Source organism: Mesorhizobium sp. M6A.T.Ce.TU.002.03.1.1, from assembly GCF_003997275.1.
GTDB lineage: Bacteria > Pseudomonadota > Alphaproteobacteria > Rhizobiales > Rhizobiaceae > Mesorhizobium > Mesorhizobium mediterraneum.
The window spans coordinates 1-23,104 of sequence record NZ_RZTI01000065.1 but is presented as its reverse complement, the minus strand read 5'-3'; the positions used below and the strand labels follow the sequence as shown (position 1 = coordinate 23,104).

21 protein-coding genes and 1 pseudogene are annotated in these 23,104 nt (G+C 61.0%); 12 read left to right on the top strand and 10 right to left on the bottom strand.

Going from position 1 to position 23,104, the window contains the following annotated elements; genetic code table 11:
• Nucleotides 1–36: 36 nt before the first annotated feature.
• The gene (locus EOC93_RS19315; protein ID WP_095489303.1) at nucleotides 37–1,206 is read right to left on the bottom strand and encodes a cystathionine beta-lyase; all 1,170 of its coding nucleotides are present in this window, start codon (nucleotides 1,204–1,206) and stop codon (nucleotides 37–39) included.
• A gap of 443 nt (nucleotides 1,207–1,649) precedes the next feature.
• On the opposite strand from EOC93_RS19315, the gene EOC93_RS19310 reads away from it, so the two are divergent.
• The 5 genes from EOC93_RS19310 (at nucleotide 1,650) to EOC93_RS19290 (ending at nucleotide 6,706) form a co-directional block, all read left to right on the top strand.
• A complete protein-coding gene (locus EOC93_RS19310) occupies nucleotides 1,650–2,678 on the top strand; it encodes an amino acid ABC transporter substrate-binding protein (RefSeq protein ID WP_095489302.1) in 1,029 nt (342 codons plus the stop codon).
• Nucleotides 2,679–2,741: 63 nt separating this feature from the next.
• On the top strand, nucleotides 2,742–3,929 hold the full coding sequence (locus EOC93_RS19305; protein WP_127205418.1) for an amino acid ABC transporter permease: 1,188 nt from the start codon (nucleotides 2,742–2,744) through the stop codon (nucleotides 3,927–3,929).
• A 4-nt stretch (nucleotides 3,930–3,933) separates the two neighbouring features.
• Complete coding sequence (locus EOC93_RS19300; RefSeq protein WP_127205417.1) at nucleotides 3,934–5,091, top strand: amino acid ABC transporter permease; 1,158 nt, start codon at nucleotides 3,934–3,936, stop codon at nucleotides 5,089–5,091.
• Between the two features lie 21 nt (nucleotides 5,092–5,112).
• On the top strand, nucleotides 5,113–5,916 hold the full coding sequence (locus EOC93_RS19295) for an amino acid ABC transporter ATP-binding protein (RefSeq protein WP_095489299.1): 804 nt from the start codon (nucleotides 5,113–5,115) through the stop codon (nucleotides 5,914–5,916).
• Nucleotides 5,917–6,037: 121 nt separating this feature from the next.
• Entirely contained in the window at nucleotides 6,038–6,706 is a 669-nt protein-coding gene (locus EOC93_RS19290) for a TIGR02117 family protein (protein ID WP_095489326.1), read from the top strand.
• Nucleotides 6,707–6,715: 9 nt separating this feature from the next.
• On the opposite strand, the gene EOC93_RS19285 is transcribed toward EOC93_RS19290, so the two are convergent.
• Together EOC93_RS19285 and EOC93_RS19280 are read right to left on the bottom strand one after the other, a co-directional pair.
• Nucleotides 6,716–7,942, bottom strand: coding sequence for an FAD-dependent monooxygenase (locus tag EOC93_RS19285; protein WP_127205416.1), 1,227 nt, complete (start codon nucleotides 7,940–7,942; stop codon nucleotides 6,716–6,718).
• 16 nt (nucleotides 7,943–7,958) lie between these two features.
• The gene (locus tag EOC93_RS19280; protein ID WP_095489297.1) at nucleotides 7,959–8,204 is read right to left on the bottom strand and encodes a zinc-finger domain-containing protein; all 246 of its coding nucleotides are present in this window, start codon (nucleotides 8,202–8,204) and stop codon (nucleotides 7,959–7,961) included.
• A 319-nt stretch (nucleotides 8,205–8,523) separates the two neighbouring features.
• Between EOC93_RS19280 and EOC93_RS19275 the strand changes: the two genes are divergently transcribed.
• On the top strand, nucleotides 8,524–10,725 hold the full coding sequence (locus EOC93_RS19275) for an RNA degradosome polyphosphate kinase (RefSeq protein ID WP_127205415.1): 2,202 nt from the start codon (nucleotides 8,524–8,526) through the stop codon (nucleotides 10,723–10,725).
• The gene (ppx, locus tag EOC93_RS19270) at nucleotides 10,725–12,257 is read left to right on the top strand and encodes an exopolyphosphatase (RefSeq protein WP_127205414.1); all 1,533 of its coding nucleotides are present in this window, start codon (nucleotides 10,725–10,727) and stop codon (nucleotides 12,255–12,257) included. The genes EOC93_RS19275 and ppx overlap by 1 nt, the downstream gene beginning before the upstream one ends.
• A 5-nt stretch (nucleotides 12,258–12,262) precedes the next feature.
• On the opposite strand, the gene EOC93_RS19265 is transcribed toward ppx, so the two are convergent.
• The 3 genes from EOC93_RS19265 to fumC form a co-directional block, all read right to left on the bottom strand.
• Nucleotides 12,263–12,685: a DoxX family protein gene (locus tag EOC93_RS19265; protein WP_127205413.1), complete on the bottom strand. Its 423-nt coding sequence runs from the start codon at nucleotides 12,683–12,685 to the stop codon at nucleotides 12,263–12,265.
• A gap of 152 nt (nucleotides 12,686–12,837) precedes the next feature.
• Nucleotides 12,838–13,260, bottom strand: coding sequence for a DoxX family protein (locus tag EOC93_RS19260; RefSeq protein ID WP_127205412.1), 423 nt, complete (start codon nucleotides 13,258–13,260; stop codon nucleotides 12,838–12,840).
• A gap of 141 nt (nucleotides 13,261–13,401) precedes the next feature.
• Complete coding sequence (gene fumC, locus EOC93_RS19255; RefSeq protein ID WP_127205411.1) at nucleotides 13,402–14,799, bottom strand: class II fumarate hydratase; 1,398 nt, start codon at nucleotides 14,797–14,799, stop codon at nucleotides 13,402–13,404.
• 342 nt (nucleotides 14,800–15,141) lie between these two features.
• Between fumC and EOC93_RS19250 the strand changes: the two genes are divergently transcribed.
• Both EOC93_RS19250 and EOC93_RS19245 read left to right on the top strand, forming a co-directional pair.
• A complete protein-coding gene (locus EOC93_RS19250) occupies nucleotides 15,142–16,149 on the top strand; it encodes an NAD-dependent epimerase/dehydratase family protein (protein ID WP_127205410.1) in 1,008 nt (335 codons plus the stop codon).
• Between the two features lie 163 nt (nucleotides 16,150–16,312).
• Nucleotides 16,313–17,245, top strand: a complete 933-nt coding sequence (locus EOC93_RS19245) for a hypothetical protein (protein ID WP_127205409.1) — start codon at nucleotides 16,313–16,315, stop codon at nucleotides 17,243–17,245.
• Nucleotides 17,246–17,328: 83 nt separating this feature from the next.
• Here the strand turns inward: EOC93_RS19245 and EOC93_RS19240 are convergent, their stop codons facing one another.
• Both EOC93_RS19240 and EOC93_RS19235 read right to left on the bottom strand, forming a co-directional pair.
• The gene (locus EOC93_RS19240; RefSeq protein ID WP_164759199.1) at nucleotides 17,329–18,297 is read right to left on the bottom strand and encodes a glycosyltransferase; all 969 of its coding nucleotides are present in this window, start codon (nucleotides 18,295–18,297) and stop codon (nucleotides 17,329–17,331) included.
• Nucleotides 18,298–18,386: 89 nt separating this feature from the next.
• On the bottom strand, nucleotides 18,387–19,529 hold the full coding sequence (locus EOC93_RS19235) for a UDP-galactopyranose mutase (RefSeq protein ID WP_126107063.1): 1,143 nt from the start codon (nucleotides 19,527–19,529) through the stop codon (nucleotides 18,387–18,389).
• A gap of 27 nt (nucleotides 19,530–19,556) precedes the next feature.
• Between EOC93_RS19235 and EOC93_RS19230 the strand changes: the two genes are divergently transcribed.
• Nucleotides 19,557–20,519 carry a glycosyl transferase family 90 gene (locus EOC93_RS19230; RefSeq protein WP_127205407.1) on the top strand — a complete coding sequence of 321 codons (963 nt, stop codon included), beginning with the start codon at nucleotides 19,557–19,559 and terminating at the stop codon, nucleotides 20,517–20,519.
• Between the two features lie 63 nt (nucleotides 20,520–20,582).
• Here the strand turns inward: EOC93_RS19230 and EOC93_RS19225 are convergent, their stop codons facing one another.
• Nucleotides 20,583–21,353 carry an NIPSNAP family protein gene (locus tag EOC93_RS19225; RefSeq protein WP_127205406.1) on the bottom strand — a complete coding sequence of 257 codons (771 nt, stop codon included), beginning with the start codon at nucleotides 21,351–21,353 and terminating at the stop codon, nucleotides 20,583–20,585.
• An 82-nt stretch (nucleotides 21,354–21,435) separates the two neighbouring features.
• On the opposite strand from EOC93_RS19225, the gene EOC93_RS19220 reads away from it, so the two are divergent.
• The gene (locus tag EOC93_RS19220) at nucleotides 21,436–22,134 is read left to right on the top strand and encodes a TetR/AcrR family transcriptional regulator (RefSeq protein ID WP_164759198.1); all 699 of its coding nucleotides are present in this window, start codon (nucleotides 21,436–21,438) and stop codon (nucleotides 22,132–22,134) included.
• Nucleotides 22,135–22,166: 32 nt separating this feature from the next.
• Here the strand turns inward: EOC93_RS19220 and EOC93_RS19215 are convergent, their stop codons facing one another.
• A complete protein-coding gene (locus tag EOC93_RS19215) occupies nucleotides 22,167–22,754 on the bottom strand; it encodes a hypothetical protein (RefSeq protein ID WP_095489286.1) in 588 nt (195 codons plus the stop codon).
• Between the two features lie 127 nt (nucleotides 22,755–22,881).
• Here EOC93_RS19215 and EOC93_RS34865 point away from each other — a divergent pair.
• Nucleotides 22,882–23,104 (top strand): annotated as a pseudogene (locus tag EOC93_RS34865) (metallophosphoesterase); the annotation flags it as partial.

The window sequence follows — 23,104 nt, the reverse complement described above, 5'->3', positions numbered from 1 at the left end:
GGCGCATGCAGGGCCGCTTTGGCGGCAGTTCCCCGCTTATGCCGCCTTCGCCGCGGCGAGACCGCGCGCAAGATCGGCCTTGAGGTCATCGACGTCCTCGAGCCCGATCTGCAGGCGCACCAGCGGGCCGTCATAAGGGCCCTTGGCGACGACGCGGTCGCCGAGGAAGACCGGCACCGCAAGGCTCTCATAGCCGCCCCAGGAATAGCCGAGGCCGAATATCCTGAGCGCGTCGAGGAAGGCATGCTGCTGTTTCTGGCCGCCGCCCGCAAGGACGATCGAAAAAATGCCGCTTGAGCCGCAGAAGTCGCGCTTCCAGAGATCATGATCGGGATGGCTGGGAAGCGCTGGATGCAGCACGCGCCCTACGCCCGGCTGGCCCTCCAGCCAGCCGGCGATATCAAGTGCGCTGCGCTGATGATGGTCGAGGCGCACGCCCATGGTGCGCAGGCCGCGCAGCACCTGATAGACGTCGTCCGGCCCGGCGCAGCAGCCCATCGTGTAGAAGGTCTCGCAAAGCTGTTTCCAGCAGGCCTTGTTGGCCGATGCGGTGCCGAGCAGCACGTCGGAATGGCCGGCCGGATATTTCGTCGCCGCATGGATCGAGATGTCGACGCCGTGGTCGAGCGGGCGGAAGTAGAGCGGCGTCGCCCAGGTATTGTCCATCATGACGATCGCGCCGGCGGCGTGTGCCGCGCTGGCGATGGCAGGTATGTCCTGCACCTCGAAAGTGTTGGAGGCCGGCGATTCGGTGAACACGACCCTGGTGTTGGACTTGATCAGCGCCGCTATGCCGGCACCGGCATGCGGATCGTAATACTCGACGTCAACGCCCAGGCGCTTCAGCATCGTGTCGGCGAAATTGCGGGTCGGATGATAGACAGAATCGACGATCAGGACATGGTCGCCCGCCGACAGGAAGGCTAGCAGCGGCACCGTCACCGCCGCCAGGCCAGACGGCACCACAATTGTGCCGGCCGAGCCTTCCAGCCCGTCGATGGCGCTGGCAAGCGCGTCGGTGGTCGGTGTGCCGCGCGTGCCGTAGGTGTATTTCTGGCTGCGTGCCGCCATTGTCGCCGCGTTGGGATAGAGCACAGTCGAGGCATGCACCACCGGCGGATTGACGAAGCCGAAATAGTCGTGCGGATTGTTGCCCGAGTGGGCAAGCCGTGTGTTGATGCCCATTTCGTTGCCGTCTTTTGTCATTCGCTTCGCCTTTGATCAAGCGCTAGCCATAGTGCGGCGGCATTGGCCGCGCAACCGCCCGACGCTCGCCAGGCGGCGGACTTCGGATATACCAATTGATCCATGGCAACTCAGGAATGCGCAGCCTTCCGAAGGCGAATTTCAAAGGCCCCAGCCCCGATTTGCGTTGGCCGGATTTTGCCGGCTTTGTTCGCACGGCTGACTAATTTCCAGGCGTGTTTGTCTGCAATTCGGGCATTTGCGGCAATTGGTTTTCAATCTCTTTCGGTTTCGGTCATTTTCCTTGACCTCACAGGAATAATCGCCTTCGATGCAGTTCGTGAATGGGAGGCAGCGCGTTGGTTGCGATGCGGGGTTCCGGGAATGGGCCGGAACGGGAAGCTGCATTCACACCGAAAAAAAGTCAGGTTCGCCTGAAAAAAACAGAAAAGGGTCTGTGGGTTATGAAACACATTGCAATCGGCATTCTGGGCGCCGCCGCGCTTGGATTGGTGGCTTCGGCCGCGTCGGCGGCCACGCTCGACGACGTCAAGGCCAAGGGCTTCATCCAATGCGGCGTCTCGACCGGTCTGGCCGGCTTCTCGGCGCCGGATGACAAGGGCGACTGGCAAGGCATCGATGCGGATTTCTGCCGCGCTGTCGCGGCCGCCGTTTTTGGCGATGGCACCAAGGTCAAGTTCACGCCGCTCAGCGCCAAGGAACGCTTCACCGCGCTACAGTCAGGCGAGATCGACATCCTGTCGCGCAACACCACCTGGACCATCAACCGCGATACGGCGCTTGGGCTGAACTTCGTCGGTGTCACCTACTATGACGGCCAGGGCTTCATGATCAACGCCAAGAAGCTGCCGGGCGTGAATTCCGCGCTGCAGCTTTCGGGCGCGGCAGTCTGCGTGCAGAGCGGCACCACGACCGAGCTCAACCTTGCCGACTATTTCAAGTCGAACAAGATGGAGTACAACCCCGTCGTCTTCGAAAAGCTGGAAGAGGTCAACGCCGCCTATGACGCCGGCCGTTGCGACGTCTACACCACCGACCAGTCCGGCCTCTACGGCATCCGCCTGACGCTCGGCGCACCCGCCGACCACGTCGTGCTGCCCGAGATCATTTCCAAGGAACCGCTCGGACCGGCCGTGCGCCAGGGCGACGACCAGTGGTACCACATCGTCAAATGGACCTATTTCGCGCTATTGCAGGCAGAGGAACTCGGCATCACCAAGGCCAATGTCGAGGAGATGAAGGCCTCGGACAATCCCGAGATCAAGCGCGTGCTCGGCCAGGAAGCAGACACCAAGATCGGCACCGATCTCGGCGTCTCCAACGACTGGGTCGTCAACATCGTCAAGGCAGTTGGCAATTACGGCGAAATGTTCGAACGCAATGTCGGTTCGGGCAGCCCGCTGAAGATCGCGCGCGGCATCAACGCGTTGTGGACCAAGGGCGGCCTGCAATACGCTCCGCCGATCCGCTGATCGAAATGTGATCCGGAAGGCAGCTTTCCTGCCTTCCGGTTTCTCTTTCCAGGGGATGGTCGAATGGCATCGCAGGAAATTCTTCGCGAGGAGCCAAGCCGCGGCTCCTTTATCAATGATCCGAAGGTCCGCGGCATATTCTTCCAGGCGGTGGTCGTCATCGTGCTGGTGGCGTTGGTCTGGTGGATCGTCCAAAACACCATCGACAATCTGACGCGCCTGCGCATTGCATCAGGCTTCAGCTTCCTCAGGGGCCGCGCCGGCTTCGACATCAGTGACAGCGCCATCGCTTATTCGTCGGATTCGACCTATGGCCGCGCCATTGTGGTCGGCTTCATCAACACGCTCATCGTTGCCGGCGCCGGCATAATCACCGCCACCATCATTGGCTTCATCCTCGGCATCGGCCGGCTTTCGCACAACTGGCTGATCCGCAAGATCTGCATGGTCTATGTCGAGGTCTTCCGCAACATCCCGCCGCTGCTGGTCATCTTCTTCTGGTATTCCGGCGTGCTTTCGGTGCTGCCGCCGCCGCGCGAAAGCATCAATTTGCCATTCGGCTCTTTTCTCAACCAGCGCGGCTTCTACTTTTTGCGTCCGATCTGGGGCGAAGGCTCCTGGCTGATCCTGGTCGCTCTGCTTCTCGGCATTGCCATGGCGTGGTTCGTCGCCCGCAAGGCGCGTCAGCGGCAGATGGCGACCGGCCAGCAATTCCCGGTGTTCTGGACATCGGCGGCTTTGATCACCGGCTTGCCGTTGCTGGCCTACGCGCTGAGCGGCTTCCCGCTGAGCTTCGATTACCCAAAGCAATCGACCTTCAACCTGACTGGCGGCTTTCAGGTCAAGCCGGAGTTCCTGTCGCTCTATTTGGCGCTGTCCTTCTATACGGCGGCCTTCATCGCCGAAATCGTTCGGGCCGGCATCATGGGCGTCAGCAAGGGTCAGACCGAGGCGGCCGGCGCGCTCGGGCTTCGCCCGGGATCGATCCTGCGGCTTGTCGTCATCCCGCAAGCCATGCGCATCGTCATTCCGCCGCTGACCAGCCAGTATCTGAACCTGACCAAGAACTCTTCGCTCGCCATCGCCATCGGCTACCCCGACCTGACGGCGACGACCGGCACGGTGCTGAACCAGACCGGCCAGGCGATCGAGTGCGTGCTGATCATGATGGTGGTCTATCTCGCGCTCAGCCTGTTGACGTCGGCGATCATGAACGTGGTCAACGCCAGAATGGCGCTGGTGGAGAGGTAGGGACATGCAGGAGCACGACCTTGCCTTCGTCCGCGTCGAAATGGCGCTGGCACAGTCGGCGCCGCCAAGCGAGCGCGGCCTGGGCGCCTGGATACGTAAGAACCTGATTGCTTCGGCCGGCGACACGATCTTGACCATCATCGGCATCGTGCTGGTCGCGATGATCCTGCCGCAATTGATCAGCTGGGCCTTCATCAACGCCCAATGGACCGGCACGGACCGCACCTTTTGCGCCACGGTGGCGCAGGGCGGCATCCAGCCGGACGGCTGGTCCGGAGCCTGTTGGGCCTTCGTCAACGCCAAGTTCGGCCAGTTCATGTTCGGCCGTTATCCGATCGATGAGCGCTGGCGGCCGATCCTGGTCGCCATCCTGTTCGTGGCATTTCTGGTGCCGCTGCTCATCCCGAAGGTGCCGCGCAAGGGGCTGAACGCCATCTTGTTCTTCGGCGCGCTGCCGATCTTTGCCTTCATCCTGCTGGTTGGCGGCGTGTTCGGCCTGCCGCATGTCGAAACCTCGCTGTGGGGCGGGCTTCTGGTTACGCTCAGACTGTCCTTCGTCGGCATTGCCGTGTCGCTGCCGCTCGGCATCGTGCTTGCGCTGGGCCGGCGATCGAAGATGCCGATCGTCAAGATGCTGTGCGTCATCTTCATCGAGACGGTGCGCGGCATCCCGCTGATCACCGTCCTGTTCATGGCAAGCGTCATGCTGCCGCTGTTCCTGCCGGCCGGCGTCAGCTTCGACAAGTTTCTCAGGGCACTGATCGGCGTGTCGCTGTTTGCCGCTGCCTATATGGCCGAAGTGGTGCGCGGCGGCCTGCAGGCGATCCCCAAGGGCCAGTATGAGGGGGCGGATTCGCTCGGCCTCGGCTACTGGCAGAAGATGGGCCTGATCGTGCTGCCGCAGGCGCTGAAGTTGGTCATTCCGGGCATCGTCAACACCTTCATCGGCATGTTCAAGGATACCAGCCTGGTTTCAATTATCTCGATGTTCGACCTGCTCGGCGTCGTCAAACAGAATTTTTCCGACGCCAACTGGGCAACGCCGCAGACGGCCAGGTCCGGCCTGGTGTTCGCTGCCTTCGTCTTTTGGCTGTTCTGTTTCGGCATGTCGCGCTATTCGATGTTCACGGAACGCCGGCTCGACACCAGCTACAAACGCTAAGAACAAAAAAGGGAACCTTCCATGGCCACAGAAAATGCAGTCAGCGCGGAAGAGATCAAGGTCAATGCCGCCAAGATGCAGGTTTCCACCACCGATGTCGCCATCGACATCATCGCCATGCACAAATGGTACGGCGAATTCCATGTCCTGAAGGACATCAACCTGAAGGTGATGCGCGGCGAGCGGATCGTCATTTGCGGCCCTTCGGGCTCCGGCAAATCGACGATGATCCGCTGCATCAACCGGCTGGAAGAGCACCAGAAGGGCAAAATCTTCGTCGACGGCAAGGAATTGACCAACGATCTGAAAAAAATCGACGAGGTGCGCCGCGAGGTCGGCATGGTGTTCCAGCACTTCAATCTGTTCCCGCATTTGACCATCCTGGAAAACTGCACGCTGGCGCCGATCTGGGTGCGCAAGACGCCGAAGAAGCAGGCCGAGGAAATCGCCATGCACTTCCTCACGCGCGTCAAGATCCCGGAACAGGCCAACAAATATCCCGGCCAGCTTTCCGGCGGCCAGCAGCAGCGCGTGGCCATCGCCCGCTCGCTGTGCATGAACCCGCGCATCATGCTGTTCGACGAGCCGACCTCGGCGCTCGATCCGGAAATGATCAAGGAAGTGCTGGAGACGATGGTCGGCCTCGCCGAAGAGGGCATGACCATGCTCTGCGTCACCCACGAGATGGGCTTTGCCCGCAAGGTCGCCAACCGGGTGATCTTCATGGATCAGGGCCAGATCGTCGAGCAGAACACGCCAGCCGAGTTCTTCGACCATCCACGCCACGAGCGCACAAAACTGTTCCTGTCGCAGATCCTGCACTGATCGCTCTCGCGCAAATCAAAAGAGCCCGGCCGAAACCCGGCCGGGCTCTTTTGCGTCTGAGCTGTCAGCCGGCGATCGCGCCCCGATTGCAAGGCCGTCGCTCATGAAAAAGCTGTCCTTCATGAAAAAGCTCGGGCGTTTTCTCGCCATTCTGGTGGTGGCAATCGTGCTCGCCGTGGTGCTGGGCACATTCATTCCACGGCCGCTCTTGCCGGCGGCGGCCGCCGATCCTATCGCCAGCAGGCACATCCTGGTGCTGAAAAACCCGATCCACACCGATATCGCCATTCCGGTCGATGACGACGTGCGCAAGCGCTTCCATTTCCTGGTCGATGGCGGCATTCCCGCCGACATGGCCGAGGTCCGCTACATCGTCTTCGGCTGGGGCGGGCGCGCCTTCTATCTGGAGACGCCGACCTGGTCGGAGCTGAAGGCCATGCCGGTGATGAAGGCGCTGACCCGTGACGCTTCGGTGATGCATATCGATGTCGCCGGCAACATTGCCGAGCCGCACCCCGACGTTGCCGGCTTCGACGTCGGCGAGGAGCGTTTTGCGGCGTTGCTCGACTTCATCGCCGCGAGTTTCCAGCAAGGGCCGAACGGCCCGATCCCGATCGAGAACGCCGCCTATTCCAGGTTCGACCGCTTCTACGAAGCCAACGGCCATTTCAACGCGCTGGTCGGCTGCAACACCTGGACCGCGGCTGCTCTGCGTATCGCCGGCCTGCGGACAGGCTGGTGGAATCCGCTGCCGGCCACGCTGGACCTATCGATGCGGATTTATAATTGATGCCTGGCGCTATTGGCCGCCAGAGTCCGGCGCCTGCCAGCCATAGAGCCAGTCCAAATCCGCCGCGAGCTTTTCGGGCGAGCGCAGCTTCAGGAACAGGTTGCGCGCGACCGCCACCGGCCCGGAAGCGTGCCAGGCAAAGCGGTTGACGGCGCCGCGGCGGGCGACTTTGGCAATGCGCGGCCGCCGCATTTTTTCCCAGGCAGCAAGCGCGCCCCATGGATCGGCGGGCGAGGCGGCGACAAAGCCGGCAAGGGTCGCGGCATCCTCGATCGCCATCGCCGCGCCCTGCGCCGCAAACGGCGTCATCGCATGCGCCGCATCACCGATCAGCGCGATGCCGGCGGGCGTCGTCCATGGCTGTGCCTGGTCGACAGTATGGATCGGCCATGCCGTCCACAGGCCGGCATCCTCGGCAAGCCGGGCCAGTGCTGCCGCCGTGCCACGCATGGCGCCGACGAGGATTTCGGGGTCGGCGTGGCCCGACCAGCCCTCGGCGATGATCTCGCCCCTGGTGAAGGCGGCCAGATTGAACGCCGCGCCATTGCTGACCGGATAGGCGACGAGGTGGAAGCCGGGATGCAGGAAGGCGGTCACGCAATTGGCGGCGCCAACCGCCGCAACGGCTTCTCCCGCGACACTGTCTGCGCTGACCGTCGCGCGCCAGGCAAGCTCGCCCGAAAACCGGCTTTGGGCGGCAAATCCGCCAAAAGCACGGATCGCCGACCAGACGCCGTCGGCACCGATCAGCAGAAAGCCGTCGGCTTCGATGGTCTTGCCGGCAATCTCGACTGTTGCCGTGGTATGGTGTGGTCCTGCCGCGACGCCGCCGACGCGCGCTCCGGTGACGAGACTGATGTCCGGCTGTTCGGCAAGGCGCGCCATCAGCGCCTCTTGCAGATCAGCCCGATGAGCGACGAGATAGGGCGCCTGCCAGCGCCTTTCGGCTGCTTCGCCAAGCGGCACCCGCGCCAGCTCGCGCAGCGTGGCGGCGTCCTTGAGCACGACCGCCTCCGGCCGCACCGCCGCCGGCAACAGCCGGTCGAGCACGCCGAGCTGGCGAAGGATGCGCGTCGCGTTGGGTGAGAGCTGGATGCCGGCGCCGGCCGCTTCGAGGCGCGGCGCCTGCTCAAACAGCCGCACCAGATAGCCGCGCTCGGAAAATGCCAGCGCCGCAGTCAGTCCGGCGACGCCGGCTCCGACGATGACGACCTGCCCGGACCGCGTGTCGTCCATAGGGATGACGTGCGCGTCAGGCGGCCTGGTCGATATACAGGCATCCCGCAGGCTGCGTTTCCGTCGCCTTCAGCTTTGGCGAATAGCGATAAAGCGTCGAGCAATAGGGGCAGACCTTTTCATTGTCGTCGCCCATGTCGAGAAACACATGCGGATGGTCGAAAGGCGGGTTGGCGCCGGTGCACATGAATTCCTTGACGCCGATGTCGATCGCCGCATAGCCCGCATCGTTCTGGAAATGGGGAATGGAACCGGCTGCCATCGTCGTCTCCTAAATTTGCCGCATGACCTCGGATCATGCGCAAAATCAAAATTCTACCGCGTCCTTTGCGCGTCCAAAGGACGCGCTGCGCTGTACCTGGATTGCATCTGGATCATAAGCTGTCTCTTTGCAAGATCGATGAAATCAAACTGTCGTAAAAGCCTGTCACAGGATAAGCTAAGCCGGTTAAGGCATGGCCGCGAAAATCGAATTCGGTTTCGCTGGGGATCATGCGTAGCTTAAAAGTGGTAGAGCGTCCTTTGCGCATCCGGAACGACGCGTGACGCTCTGGGCAGCGGGTGCGAAACGAGCAGGAACCATGAACGAACTAAAGCCGGTGCAGAGCGAATTCACCACTGTCGAGGTGGCGAGCCCAGAGGGCGGCAACCCGGACCGCTTCGTCAACCGCGAGTTTTCCTGGCTGCAATTCAACCGCCGCGTCCTTGAGGAGTCGCTGAACGCCAATCATCCGCTGCTCGAGCGTGTCCGCTTCCTGTCGATATCCGCCGCCAATCTCGACGAGTTCTTCATGGTCCGCGTCGCCGGTCTCGCCGGCCAGGTTCGCGAAGGCATCACGCTGAAGAGCCCGGACGGCCGCACCCCCGAACAACAGCTGGAACAGCTGCTGCGCGAGGTCGAGCGTCTGCAGGAGGATCAGCAGAATAGCCTTTCCGCGCTGATGCTGCTGCTCGACAAGGAAGGCATCGAGAGCATCAGCCGCGATGCGCTGACCAAGGACGAGAAGACCTGGCTCGAGGATCATTTCCAGGAGCAGGTCTTTCCGGTGCTCACACCGCTTTCGATCGACCCGGCGCATCCGTTCCCGTTCATTCCCAATCTCGGCTTCTCGATGGCCCTGCAACTGCGCCATCGCAGGAATGGCGAGGAGATGAGTGCGCTGTTGCGTCTGCCGGTGGCGCTGAAGCGCTTCATCCGCTTGCCGGACCGCAAGCGTCATGTCCGCTTCATTCCACTGGAAGAGGCGGTCGGCCTCTATATCGGCAAGCTGTTCCCCGGCTACGAAGTCAAGGGCTCCGGCACGTTCCGCATCATCCGCGACAGTGACATCGAGGTCGAGGAGGAGTCCGAGGATCTCGTGCGCCTGTTCGAGACGGCGCTGAAGCGCCGCCGCCGCGGCTCGGTCATCCGCATCGAATTCGACAAGCTGATGCCGGCCGAGCTGCGCGAGTTCGTCGCCGGCGAGCTTGGCGTCTCGTCGAGCCGCATCAGCGTGCTCACCGGTCCGCTGGCGCTCAGCCAGATTTCCGAGATCGTCGCCATCGCCCGCGACGATCTCAAGTTCACGCCCTATAATCCGCGCTTTCCCGAGCGCATCCGCGAGCATGGCGGTGACTGTTTCGCTGCTATACGCGAGAAGGACATCATCGTTCACCACCCCTACGAATCCTTCGATGTGGTGGTGCAGTTCCTGCGCCAGGCGATGGCCGATCCGGAAGTGGTGGCGATCAAGCAGACGCTCTATCGCACCTCGAACGACAGCCCGATCGTGCGCGCCTTGGTCGACGCGGCCGAGGCCGGCAAGTCGGTGACGGCGCTGGTCGAGCTCAAGGCGCGTTTCGACGAGGAAGCCAACATCCGCTGGGCCCGCGATCTCGAGCGCGCCGGCGTTCAGGTCGTGTTCGGCTTCCTCGAGCTGAAGACCCACGCAAAAATGTCGCTGGTGGTGCGGCGCGAGGACGGCAAGCTGCGCAACTACGTGCATCTCGGCACCGGCAACTACCACCCGGTCACCGCGCGCATCTACACCGACTTGTCCTTCTTCACCACCGATCCGACGATCGCCCGCGATGTCGCCCAGCTGTTCAACTTCATCACCGGCTACGCCGAGCCGACCGAGGAGATGCGGCTGGCCATCTCGCCCTTCACGCTGCGCAAGCGCATCCTCAAGCACATTTCGGCCGAGATTGCCCATGCGCTGGAGGGCAGGCCGGCCCGCATCTGGATGAAGATGAATTCGCTGGTCGACCCGATCGTCATCGACGCGCTCTATGACGCCAGCCGCGCCGGCGTCGAGATCGATCTCGTCGTGCGCGGCATCTGCTGCCTGAGGCCTCAGGTCCCGGGCCTGTCGGAAAACATAAGGGTCAAGTCGATCGTCGGCCGTTTCCTTGAACACAGCCGCATCTACTGTTTCGGCAACGGCCATGGCCTGCCGTCGGACGGGGCGGTCGTCTACATCTCATCGGCCGATTTGATGCCGCGCAATCTCGACCGCCGCGTCGAAACCATGGTGCCGATCACCAATCCAACGGTGCATGAACAAGTGCTCGGCCAGATCATGCTGGGCAACATCATGGACAACCAGCAAAGTTTCGACGTATTGGCTGATGGAACCTCTCGGCGCTCCGTGCTTGAGGAGGGCGAGGAACCGTTCAACGCGCAGGAATATTTCATGACCAATCCGAGCCTTTCCGGACGGGGTGATGCGCTGAAATCGCATGCGCCCAAGCGCATCGCGCAGTTCAAGCGCCGCAAGAAAAACGGCGCAGCGACCGGCTGATGATTTCAACGTCCCAGGGCCGGCTTCAGGACCGCCGACCGCTGTCCATCATCGACATCGGGTCGAACTCGATCCGTCTTGTGGTCTATGAGGGGCTGTCGCGCTCGCCGACCACGCTGTTCAACGAAAAGATGCTGGCTGGCCTCGGTCGCGGCATCGTGTCGACCGGAAAGCTGGACCCCGAGGCGGTGACGCGCTCGATGGAGGAGTTTCGCCGTTTCCGTGCGCTGTCCGAGCAGGCCGGCGCCGAGCACATGTATGTGCTGGCGACCGCGGCTGCCCGCGAGGCGGTCAACGGTCCCGATTTCATCCACCGCGCCGAAGATGTGCTCAAGACCGAGGTCCAGGTGCTGAGCGGACGCCAGGAAGCCCATTATTCCGCGCTTGGCATCATTTCCGGCTTCCATCCGGCTGACGGCATCGCCGGCGACCTCGGCGGTGGCAGTCTTGAGCTGGTAGACGTCGACGGCGAGACGATCGGCGACGGCATCACGCTGCCGCTGGGCGGCCTGCGCTTGCAGGACATGGCGAAGAACTCACTGGCCCAGGCCGGAAAGATAGCGCGCGACGAGCTCGCGAAGGCAAAGCTCCTGAAAGGCGGGCGGGGCAGGCCATTCTATGCGGTCGGCGGCACCTGGCGAAACCTAGCCCGGCTGCACATGGAAATGACCAACTATCCGCTGAGCGTCATGCACCATTACGAGATCGGCATCGAAAGCGCCGCGAACTTCCTCAAGCAGGTGGCCAAGGGTGAGATCGAGAAGGTGAAGGGTATCGAAGGCGTCTCGAAGAACCGCCGTTCGCTGCTGCCTTATGGCGCCATCGTGCTGCAGGAGATCATGGCGGCAATGCAGCCGTCCAAGATCATCGTTTCGGCGCTGGGCGTGCGCGAGGGCTTTCTCTATTCGCTGCTCGACGAGGCCGAGCAGAAGGCGGATCCGCTGATCTCGGCCTCGGAGGAACTCGCCCGGCTGCGCTCGCGCTCGGTCGCCCACGCACATGAGCTTGTCGAGTGGACCGGCAAGACCTTTGCCGCCTTCGGCATCGACGAGACCGACGACGAGAGGCGCTATCGCCAGGCCGCCTGTCTGCTTGCCGACATCGGTTGGCGCGCGCATCCCGAATATCGCGGCAAGCAGTCGCTCAACATCATCGCCCATGCCTCCTTCATCGGCGTCGACCATCCCGGGCGCGCCTTCCTGGCGCTTGTCAATCTGTTTCGCCACGAGGGCTTGTTCAACGATGCCGCTCCGGAAATCCGGGGGCTGGCGACGCCGCGCTATCTCGAGCGCGCCCGCGCACTGGCCGCGGTGATGCGCGTCGTCTACGTGCTGACGGCGGCGATGCCGGGCGTCATGCCGCGGCTGAAATGGGAGAATCGCGGCAATGGCGTGCTTGCGCTGGTGCTGCCGGCCTCTTTGTCCGATCTTTACGGCGAGCGGCCTGCCGGGCGCCTGGCGCAACTGGCGAGGGTCACCAATCGCCGGCTGGTGCTGGCGGTCGAGGGCGGCCCCAATATGCCAGCCAAGTAGTCTGGTCAAGTCGTTTCAGGGCCGATCCTAAAAGCCCGCCCGTCGATCGAGTAGGCGCCAGCGCCAGCCATCGCCAGCGCCAGAAAACCGCCTGACAAGGCGATGTCCTTCATCAGCATCTGTGAATGCATGAAGGTCAGCGTCGGATCGTCGCCGCCCTGGCCATAATGGCCGATGACGCCCGCCGCGATGCAGAAGGCGGCAAGCAGGAGCGCCACGATCGGCGTCTTCAGGCCGACGAGGATGAGCAGTCCGGCGACCAGCTCGAACAGGGCCGTCGCCCAGGCTATGAGTGTTGGCAGCGGCAGGCCGAGGCCGGCAAAATAGCCTGATGTGCCGGCAATGTCGGTAAGCGCGTGGAAGCCGGACGGAACGAACAGGGCGGCGAGCAGCAATCGGGAAAGCAGGAGCAGCGCATTGCGGGGCATTTGGTGACCTCCGATGTCGGCGGCGGTTGGCTTCACCCCGACGCCTCGATCCTAACAGAACGTCCGGCCGGCTGATCGATGGGCATAAATCGACAACGAAAAAGGGACGCGAAAAATTCCGCGCCCCTTGCTGCAACAGCTACTAGCTTGCGTCAGCCGCGCTTGGCGTCGACCGAATAGGCGCCGGCGCCCGAGGAAGCCAGCACGAGGAAACCGCCGGAAATCGCCAGGTTCTTCATGAAGCTGATCATCTGCATTTGATCGGCCCAGCCGGTGTGGGCGACCAGCGCCGTGGCGACCGTGACGACTGCCAGCACCCAGGCGGTGATCCGGGTCTGGAAACCGATGAGGATGGCGACGCCGCCGAGCAGCTCGATCAGGCCGACGACAACAGCAGTTACGGTCGGCATCGGCAGGCCCATGCTGCCGAAATAGCCGGCGGTGCCGGCGATCGCGGTGAGCTTACCGAAACCGGAAAGCACGAAGATGACTGAAAGCAGGACGCGGCCAAGCAGGATGGTGGCCGAGGCGTTGGAAACGGTGCCGGAACCGGCAACGGACGTGTTGGTGGACATGGTGACTCTCTCCGGAAGGGTTGTAGTGCCATCCTGATAGAGCAGGTCGACTGTTCACCAAAGATGCGGATTTGGTTACAGATCGTTCACAGCAGTAACGTTTCTGCGATCAGCGCAAAAATCATCGGGGATGACGTCATGTCACCCGGGATGCGTCATGTCCTCCGGCCGCACCAGGCGGTCGTAGTCGGCTTCGGTGACCAGCCCGGTGGCCAGCGCTTCCTCGCGCAAAGTTGTGCCGTTCTTGTGCGCGGTCTTGGCGATCTTGGCGGCATTGTCGTAGCCGATGGTCGGCGCCAGCGCTGTCACCAGCATCAGCGAACGGTCGAGGGCGGCCTTGATGTTGTCTTCCCGCGCCTCAATGCCCACAACGCAATTGTCGGTGAAGGAGATGGAGGCGTCGGCGAGCAGCTGCACCGACTGCAGGAAATTATAGGCCATCAGCGGGTTGTAGACGTTGAGCTCGAAATGGCCCTGACTGCCGGCGAAGGTCACAGCCGCATTGTTGCCGAACACCTGGATGCAGACCTGCGTCAACGCCTCGCACTGGGTGGGGTTGACCTTGCCCGGCATGATCGATGAACCCGGCTCGTTTTCCGGCAGCGACAGTTCACCAAGGCCGGAGCGCGGGCCGGAGCCGAGCAGCCGAATGTCGTTGGCAATCTTGAACAGGGCGCCGGCGCAGGCGTTGATGGCGCCATGCGAGAACACCATGGAATCATGGGCCGCCAGCGCCTCGAACTTATTCGGCGCGGTGACGAAGCCGATGCCGGTGATGTCAGCGATGCGCGCCGCCACCTTCTCGGCAAAACCGACCGGCGCGTTGAGACCGGTGCCGACGGCGGTGCCGCCTTGCGCCAGTTCCTGCAGGCCGGGCAGCGTCATCTCGATGCGTTTGATCGATGAGGCGACCTGCGCGGCATAGCCTGAGAATTCCTGGCCAAGGGTGAGGGGCGTCGCGTCCTGCGTATGCGTGCGGCCGATCTTGATGATGTGGGCAAAAGCTTTGGTCTTGGCCTCCAGCGCGGCGTGCAAATGCCTGAGCGCCGGCAACAGGTCGTGCACGATGCGCTCGGCGCAGGCGATGTGCATGGCCGTCGGATAGGTATCGTTCGACGACTGGCTCATATTGACGTGGTCGTTGGGGTGCACCGGTTTCTTGGATCCCATGACACCGCCCAGCAGCTCGATCGCCCGATTGGAGATCACCTCGTTGGCGTTCATGTTGGATTGCGTGCCCGAGCCGGTCTGCCAGACGACCAGCGGGAAATGATCGTTGAGCTTGCCGTCGATGACTTCCTGAGAGGCTTCGATGATCGCTTTGCCGATAGCCGGATCGAGCCGCTTCAGCTCCATATTGGTTTCGGCCGCCGCCCGCTTGACGATGCCGAGCGCGCGAACGATCGACGCTGGCTGTTTTTCCCAGCCGATTTTGAAATTTCCCAGCGAACGCTGCGCCTGCGCGCCCCAGTAGCGGTCGGCGGCGACCTCGATGGGACCGAACGTGTCGGTTTCGGTTCTGGTCTCTGGCGCGCTCACTTCGTCTCTCCGGTCTGTCGAATTCGGCACCGGCGTATCGCGTTGCACAAATGGCTTCAAGCGGAGATTGCGGGCGGCAAGGATGCAAATCGGTTGAAGGAGAATCTTCTTCCTTTCTCCTTATCGAGAAGGTGGATCGGCGCGTTGGCGCCGAGACGGCTGGGGATGTGGAAGAAACTCCAACACGACGATCCACCCAAACACGCCTCATCCGACCTCGCGCGGCGCGGATAATTGCATTAGCAGGAAAAACTTATGGCTTTGGACTGAATGCGTGTATGGCGTCCTCCGAGAAAACAGTTCGGCTGTTTGTTGAATGGCCGAATGTCGAGGAGAAACTCCATGTCGCGGAGCGTGTTGGTCTCTGGAGGCTGCGGCTTCATCGGATCGCATTTGGTCGATCGTCTGTTGCTGCGCGCCGACTTGGGAAAGCTGGTTGTCGTCGACAATCTGTGGACCGGAGTGCAGCAGAACATCGGGCATATCAATGATCCGCGATTGAGCCTGGAAATAGAAGACGCCGAGACCTTCGCATCGCATCAGCGTTTCGATGAAATCATCCATTTGGCGTCGCCTGCTTCTCCATCGTGGTACATGCGCGAGCCGGTGCGCACGATCAAAGCCAACATCGGTGGCGCGCTGAATCTTCTGACGCTACTCAAACCGGGTGGTCGCTTCTGCTTCACTTCGACGTCGGAAGTCTATGGCGACCCCTTGGTCTCTCCGCAACCCGAGAGCTACAGGGGCTCGGTGGATTGCATAGGACCCCGATCGTCATACGACGAGAGCAAGCGCTGCACCGAAGCGCTGTTGTTTGAATCTCAGCGCATCAGCGGACTCGATGTCCGCGTCGCGAGATTGTTTAACACATATGGACCGCGAACTCGTATCGACGATGGTCGCGCTATATCGAATTTTATCAGCCAAGCCCTGACCACCGGAATCCTGACGGTCTATGGCGACGGTCTTCAATCCCGCAGTTGGGGTTATGTCGAGGATATCGTCGACGGTTTGGAGCGTTTTTTCTGGCGCGACAACATATCGTACCGGGGCCCTTTGAATATCGGAAACGATTGCGAGGTGTCTGTGCTGGAGATCGCAAACTTCGTCTGTTCGCTTGTTCCAGGTTCCCGGGTCGAGCATCATCCGCCAGCTCCCCAGGATCCCACAAATCGATGCCCGGACCTGACTCTGGCCAGGCGTGTTCTTCCAGACTGGGGAGCGAAGGTCAGCTATCAAGAAGGCGTTAGGCTGACCCTTGAATGGTTTCGAGAACAGGTTTCTGAATGGCGCTCGGCCAACATGGTATCTTCGGCTGTGCCTGCGATGCGCCCTGTGAGCGGTGCGTGAAATCCTGCGCGACGATCAGGGAGACATTTTTGCCGGCGATTCTCTTGGCACTGTGACCACCGCTGTGGTTTGAGCAAAGCGGCGATATCGATCATCTCGCCGGGAGTAGAAACGGCAAGGCAACAGCCGAGCCGATGCGCGGCTATGACAGGACATCCTATTCGTGAAATTGATTGTTGTGACACCGGCCGGTCGCGAGAAATATCTCCGCCTGCTCAGCCATTATGTACTGAAGAGCCCTGAAGTATACGAATGGCATTTGTGGGACAATTGCCGCAACGAGGTCGATCGTGCCTATCTCCAACAGCTGGCTGCGACAGACACGCGTTGCAGGATAAAAACGCTTCCTGATGCTGATGGCAGCAACAACGCGATCGGCGACTTCTTTCGCTTCTGCGACGATCCGGACGCTTTCTATTTGCGCCTCGACGACGATGTGGTTTTTCTGGAAGATGGCTTCTTCCCTAGATTCATGGAGAGGGTAGCAAGCGAAAGGGGGTCGGCTCTGTGGTATGCGCCGTTGATCATCAACAACGCAATCTGCAACACGCTGATCAAGTATCTTTCCAGGGTCTTGGTCGACGGGCCACTTACGTGTCAGGCGGCATGCGAATTCTCGTGGGCCCACGCTAGTTTTCCGATGGCGCTTCACCCGGTCTTCATCGAAGCCGTCAAAGCCAACAGACTCGGCGATTTCCGCGTGCCGGACCGGGAGATCCGGCTGTCGCGCTTTTCGATCAACGCGATCGGCTTCTTTGGATCCGACATAGTGGAACTGGGTGATCTTTTTATTCCGCCAAAGAACGGTAGCGGCGGTGAGGAAGAATGGCTATCGGCTACACTGCCGGCAATGCTCGACCGCCCGGGCAAAGTGCTCGGCGATCTGGTCGTGGCGCATTTCAGCTTCTTTACCCAGGAACGGCGTCTGCTCCAAAGCAATATTCTTGACAGCTACTATGGGCTCGCCGGCCTCGTCCCCGCGCCTTACAAAACACCTGCGATCCCCTTGAAAGACCGGCTAAGGCCGTGGCGCAAGCTCAAAAGGAGTCGGGCGCCGAAATACACGATCTCGCTTCCCCCCAGCATTGCTGACTGACACGCTGCACAGGCAGCGCCTGATCTACCTCAGGCAAACTGACCGATACATACGCCTGGCCGGCCGACTGGCTGATTTTGGTCTTACCTTGCGATCCCGGCAACGCACTCGGGATATTGCGCGGCCATCATGCACCGGTCCGCGTGCTCGGCAAAAACCCCGCTTACCTGTTCGGCGTCAAACCGGGACCTTCGTTTGCGCTTCTCGTCATTGATGAGGAATCCAGTGATGGCATCGAGCTTTCGGGTGAAGCTTTTGAGGGCGAACCGCGCCTGCCGGGGGAAGTGGCCGGCCCAAGGCGTATCCTTTGCAAGTTGGCGATAGATGGCCAAAACTTCTGGTTCGACGCCAATTGGGTGCTGCGACCAGGGTTTACCCCGCGTGAAGTGACGCGCAAACGACTTGCCGAACGATATCTGACTGCTGAAATTCGTCATGACGTTCCAGTAGGGATGCATCGTCTGCCATCTGCCTTCAAAGGCAACGTTGAGCGCACCTTGGTCCAGACCGTAGGTATGCTGCGAGGAGAGTTCCCGAGTCCGCTGCAATAATCCCTCTCGCCGCACCAGCGGCATGTTGAACACCAGCACGCCCGCATTGAATTTCGGTGCGCCTGGCTTCATCGGCAGGTGGTTCCGGTACTTCGCGTCGAAATAGCTCTGCTCGTCGTGAGCGGCCAGCAACGGCGCGTGCAGTTGCGCGTGGGTGAGGTCGGCTATCGATCGATTGAAGAGCACGTCGCTGTCGGCATAGACGATACGATCGTAGGGCTCGAGCTCAGGCAATTGATCTGCGAACAGCCTGATATAGGTCGCCAAGGTCAGATGGCCCGGATCAAAATTCGTCGCCTCCATGAACTTCGACACGTCAAGGATGCTGACCGCGGACCCTAGCAAGCGCTCACCGACCTCCAGGTCTTTTGCGCCGGCACCAGTCTGAAGAAGAAAGCCCTTGATTGGGCCGGATACGTCCAACACACGGCGCGCGGCCAAGCAAGCGTATGGGAAGTAATTTTGATCGGCAGCGAAAAAGAAGCACGGATTTTGCGACATATCTAGACTCACCTCAGAGCGCATGCTCATCAAATACTTGTCTTGCTGCCGCAGGGCGGAAAGCTTTGACGCGTAGCTCTCTTGGTTTCTTATGGCTGAAAGAAGGCCGGCACCGGCAGATCGGTGGTAAGACAGCCGATTGTGACTGCCGCAGCATGCCTCGCCTGTCCAATGGCAACGTCCATATCGAGATATTTGAACGTCGCAAGGCGGCCTACGAAACTCACGTTGCGGAGTTGTGTGGCCTCATACCGGTAGCGATCCAGCAACGCCGATCCGGCTGCCAGATTCACGGGATAGAATGGAACGTCGTTTTCGCCGCATTCGAAGCTGAATTCGCGGGAACACAGGCTCTTCTCGTGTGTTTCCCACCGCGCGAATTTTTTGTGTTCGGAAATCCGAGTGTATGGGACCTCGGGATCGGGATAGGTCACGATTGCGCTTTCCTGAAAATCTCCCGTCACGATAAAATCCTCGAATCGCAGCGACCTGTAGGGAAGTCGTCCGAATTCGAAATTGAAGAAGGCGTCCAGTCCGCCCGTGTAAAAGACCTGATCGAATTCATGATCGCCGCCGTCACGGCGGAACTTGGTATCATACTCGACGGTGATGAGCGGATGTCGAAGCATCTTTTCCACCAAGGCGGTATAGCCTTCCTGCGGAATTCCGATCCGAGAATGGTGGAAGTAATTGTTGTCCTTGGTAAAGCGTAATGGCAACCGCTTGAAAATATCGGCTGGCAACTGGTCGGGTGGACGCCCCCACTGCTTTTGCGTATAGCCCTTGAAAAACGCGTTATAAAGTGCCTCACCTATACTTGAGATTGCTTGCTCTTCGAAATTTCGAGGGTCATGGTCCAGTGGTACCGAAAGATTCCGAATATGCGCCTGCGCGTCCTCTGCGGTGAACTGCCTTCCGAAAAATTGGTTCAACGTGTTTAGATTGATTGGAAGCGAGAACAGCCGCCCGGCCACATTGGCCTTCACCTCCAACGCAAAAGGCCTGAATTCTGCAAATCGTGAAACGAACGACCAGACATCCATATCGTCGGAATGGAAGATATGCGGTCCGAACGCATGCTTCATGATGCCGGTCCGCGCGTCTCGCTCGGTGTGGCAGTGCCCACCGGGATGCGGCTTTGCCTCGACAACCCGAACGGGATTGCCGGCGTCAGCAAGCGATCTGGCCAAAGTCGCGCCTGACACACCGGCACCTACGATCAAAATCCGCACATAACCTCGCAGAAGAGCATCATTGAAATGGCAGGCCTCGACGCAGTGATCCCGAACCTACCCATTCCTGTTCGCATCGCCGAACAGGGGCGGGGTTTGGTGCATAGGCTTAATCGAGGTGAAATGTACTGCCGGTTCAGCAAGGGAAGGCTGCAGGCAAGTTTCCGCGCCGTCTGGCTTCAAAGGCACATACAAGTCCTGACCCTTATTGCCGAGGCGCTGGCATCGCTCGGCGTTCGTAGCACCCCATCTTTCTATGTCAACTTGGCCGATGTGCCGTTTGCAAAAAGACCCAGGTATTTCCGGACGCGGTTCGGCTTTTCTTCGGCAGACGGTTATGCCGAGATTGCCGCGCCTGATTTCATCTTCAATGGCTGGCCGGAGGCGAAATTCGACGACTACGATCAAAAAACGTCGGCGATGGCAGTCGCGTCGGAGGGGCAGCCGCGCAAGAACAGTGCGTTTTGGGCAGGGCGCTGCATGAACGATGCGCGCAAGGCAACGGTCCAGGCTGCGACGGTCCGGCCCGATCTCCTGGAGGCTTATGACACCGCGCCTGACTACGACTCCGCGTCCGTGCAATATTCTGGCGCTTTCAAGACCATGGAGGAGCAGGTAGCGACATACAGATACATGATTGACGTCGAAGGTGCGGGCTATAGCGGGCGCTTGAAATTGCTGTTCCACACCAAGCGCGTCGTGCTGATGCAGGAACGACCATGGCATGAGTGGTTCTTCGGGAACATCGAGCCGTTTCGTCACTACGTCCCTGTGGCACGGAACATGTCCGACCTGGTCGAGCGTATCGAATGGTTGCGTGCCAATCCGAAAATGGAGGCCGAAATAGCCGCGGAGGCGCAGCAATTCGCGCAAACCAACCTGACGCGCTCGGCCGCGGTGGCCACATGGGCCCGCTTGCTTGAAGGCCACGTGGCTGCCGGCGGCAATTTGAAGTCCAATCTTCGGAAACTGACGCGTTCGAAACGGTAGTCCAACGAAGGCAACGTATTATTTGCGTCGCGAAGGCCTCTTCGTGAGACACCTCACGACAGGTCACCGTCCGAGCAGCGATTGTGAGGTGGGCGAAAGACGCAGCGTTTCCGTCGGTCTGGCCTGGTCCGACTGCAATGCCTGCCAGGCCGGCGCGGCGGCAAGCGCTGCTTCATGACGGGCATGGGCGTCGGCGCTGTCGAAACCCGTGACGCTGATAAAAACGTTTTCGCCTGATCGAACCGGCAGGCGGGGAAAGCTGTTTTCGGCATGCTCGGTGACAAACGCAGCGAGTGGCCGCGCGCCAGGTGCCGCCAGCACGGACTCGGCATCAGTTTCGAAGCGGCTGGCGAAATCAACTTCGGCGCCGGGCCGCAGATGATGAATCTTAATGACAACAATATCCGACAAGCGGTTGTCTCTGCTTGGCTTTTCGTAAGCCGGCAAGGCTGTCCGTTGCGAGCCCGTCAGGTCGAAGCCCGCGCCCGGCCATGCCGGTTTCAGCAACAGCACGTCGTCGGAGTCAATCATCGTGGCGTTGGCGGCATCGCGCCAGGCGGCCCACACCGGTCCCTCGTAAAACGCGGTCAGCGCTTTTTTGCGCGCTTCCATGCCGTCGAAGCCGCGCAGCCAGACGAACATGTCAGGCCGGTCGAGATCGCGGAACTGGCCGATGATGGTCATCCCTGCCGTTTCCTGACCCTCGATCAGGTGACCGTCGAAGATGCTGATCAGCGCCTCGCGCCGGCCAGGTTTCAGCGTGTATTGCCTGAACTCGACGATTTGCGAGGCGTTGAAGCTGGATTTCGACGGGGCATTCAGGGGCAGGCTCATCGCGTAATCTCCAAAACAGGGTGATCATCCTGTTCTAAAACAGACCGGTTGTCCTGTTTTGTCAATCTGCTATCGTGTGGAGATGTCAGCAGAGATTACCGCTCGCCCAAAGGTGCGGCCCGGGAAACGCACCAACGACCCGGAAGGCCTCCGCAAACGCGTGCTCGATGTCGCCGAAGCCTCCTTTCAGGCGCGCGGCTACCACGCTTCCAGCCTCGGTGACCTGATGGCAGCGGCGGGTGTCACTGGCGGCGCGCTGCATCATCATTTCCCGACCAAGAAGGCGCTTGCGCTGGCGGTGATCGAGGAGCGGGTGGCGGCAGCCGTAGAAGAAACATGGATCGCGCCGCTGCAGGCGGCTGGCTCGGCGCGCGAGGGCGTGCGCAGCGTGTTCGAGGCCGTGGCAACGGAACTGAAGCAGCAGGGTTTCGTGCGCGGCTGCCCGCTCAATAACCTGGCGCATGAACTATCGCTCGCCGATCCGGATTTTCGCGCTGCTCTTGCCGGCATTTTTTCGGCATGGCGCGAGGCGATCGCTGACAAGATCAGGGCCGACCAGCAAACGGGCAGGGAGCAGGACACCGATCCGCCGCGCTTCGCCGCGCTCGCGGTCGCCACCTATTCCGGCGCCATGTCGATGGCCAAGACGACGCAGGATTCCGGTGTGCTGCGCGATTGCCTGAACGCGCTGGAGCAGGAAGCTTCCCCAGATTCGTCATCCAAGGGCGGAGCAATTGCGAAGCGACGTCGCAGGGTGCTGCGGCAGCACAGGGTCGTTTGATGCCGGGCGTCAGCCCTCTGCCCTGCCGGAGCCTAATTCGGTAGCGGTTTGATGATCTCGTAGCCGACCACGCTTTCGGCGTTGGTGCCCTCGTCATAGCGCCTGGCCAGAACGGCTTGCAGGTCGGGCGCGTAGAGCGCGGTGAATTCATCCTGTGTCTTGCCGGCCTCGTTCTTGATCGTCTGCCTGACGGCGAGCACGTTGTATTTGCAGTCGCCCAGGCCGAACGTCTCTTTGCCCTTGACGTTGATCTCGAGCGTCTCGGTGCCCTTCGGCTGTTTGTCGGGTGCGAGGCGAACGAATACGGTCTTGCTTTTCGCCCCGGCCTTGAGCGGAAACAGCTTTCTGAGATCGGAAAGCGGGATCATGGCAAGCTGACCGGTCTCGCTGTCACGAAACACCTCGATCAGGCCGCCGAACAGAAACTGTGTCTGCGGCGATTGGGATTGGTATTCGTTGGCAACCGACACCATTCCACCCGCCGCCGGTCGAAACTCGCTATGGATGCCGGGCCTTTCGAGAACGAAGCCGGCCTTGGCGGCTTTGGCGTCGATGCACTCGGCACCATGAGCGGCGCTCGCCAGGATGGTGAGTGTCGTGCCGATGGATATAGTCTTCATGGCGTCCTCCTCTGCCCGTGTAAGTTGAGTGCAGCACCGGGAAGGAATGCCAGACCTGCGGCACCGTGTCGACATACTGTTCGAGGCAACTAGACGAAGAGGCGCCGGCTGTGCTGAATTTCGCGCCATGAATCGCATCTCGGCAGGATCACTCTCCCGGCGCAGCTTCCTGGCGCAGGCGGTAGGGTTTGCTGCGGCCGGCGCCGTTGCGCGACCGGCGCTCGGTCAGACCGGGCAGCGCAGTCCGCCCGTCGACGCCACCTTCCTGTTTATCGCTGATGTCCATGCCTGCCGCATGGCCAGCGGGCTGAGCCCCAATTGCCAGCAGGAAGGCAAGACCGACGCTGCCT

Excerpts from the sequence above, each read along its gene's own strand:
- EOC93_RS19315 (WP_095489303.1), bottom strand. The coding sequence starts at position 1,206 with ATGACAAAAGACGGCAACGAAATGGGCATCAACACACGGCTTGCCCAC.
- EOC93_RS19310 (WP_095489302.1), top strand. The coding sequence starts at position 1,650 with ATGAAACACATTGCAATCGGCATTCTGGGCGCCGCCGCGCTTGGATTG.
- EOC93_RS19305 (WP_127205418.1), top strand. The coding sequence starts at position 2,742 with ATGGCATCGCAGGAAATTCTTCGCGAGGAGCCAAGCCGCGGCTCCTTT.
- EOC93_RS19300 (WP_127205417.1), top strand. The coding sequence starts at position 3,934 with ATGCAGGAGCACGACCTTGCCTTCGTCCGCGTCGAAATGGCGCTGGCA.
- EOC93_RS19295 (WP_095489299.1), top strand. The coding sequence starts at position 5,113 with ATGGCCACAGAAAATGCAGTCAGCGCGGAAGAGATCAAGGTCAATGCC.
- EOC93_RS19290 (WP_095489326.1), top strand. The coding sequence starts at position 6,038 with ATGAAAAAGCTCGGGCGTTTTCTCGCCATTCTGGTGGTGGCAATCGTG.
- EOC93_RS19285 (WP_127205416.1), bottom strand. The coding sequence starts at position 7,942 with ATGGACGACACGCGGTCCGGGCAGGTCGTCATCGTCGGAGCCGGCGTC.
- EOC93_RS19280 (WP_095489297.1), bottom strand. The coding sequence starts at position 8,204 with ATGGCAGCCGGTTCCATTCCCCATTTCCAGAACGATGCGGGCTATGCG.
- EOC93_RS19275 (WP_127205415.1), top strand. The coding sequence starts at position 8,524 with ATGAACGAACTAAAGCCGGTGCAGAGCGAATTCACCACTGTCGAGGTG.
- ppx (WP_127205414.1), top strand. The coding sequence starts at position 10,725 with ATGATTTCAACGTCCCAGGGCCGGCTTCAGGACCGCCGACCGCTGTCC.
- EOC93_RS19265 (WP_127205413.1), bottom strand. The coding sequence starts at position 12,685 with ATGCCCCGCAATGCGCTGCTCCTGCTTTCCCGATTGCTGCTCGCCGCC.
- EOC93_RS19260 (WP_127205412.1), bottom strand. The coding sequence starts at position 13,260 with ATGTCCACCAACACGTCCGTTGCCGGTTCCGGCACCGTTTCCAACGCC.
- EOC93_RS19250 (WP_127205410.1), top strand. The coding sequence starts at position 15,142 with ATGTCGCGGAGCGTGTTGGTCTCTGGAGGCTGCGGCTTCATCGGATCG.
- EOC93_RS19240 (WP_164759199.1), bottom strand. The coding sequence starts at position 18,297 with ATGTCGCAAAATCCGTGCTTCTTTTTCGCTGCCGATCAAAATTACTTC.
- EOC93_RS19230 (WP_127205407.1), top strand. The coding sequence starts at position 19,557 with ATGGCAGGCCTCGACGCAGTGATCCCGAACCTACCCATTCCTGTTCGC.
- EOC93_RS19225 (WP_127205406.1), bottom strand. The coding sequence starts at position 21,353 with ATGAGCCTGCCCCTGAATGCCCCGTCGAAATCCAGCTTCAACGCCTCG.
- EOC93_RS19220 (WP_164759198.1), top strand. The coding sequence starts at position 21,436 with ATGTCAGCAGAGATTACCGCTCGCCCAAAGGTGCGGCCCGGGAAACGC.
- EOC93_RS19215 (WP_095489286.1), bottom strand. The coding sequence starts at position 22,754 with ATGAAGACTATATCCATCGGCACGACACTCACCATCCTGGCGAGCGCC.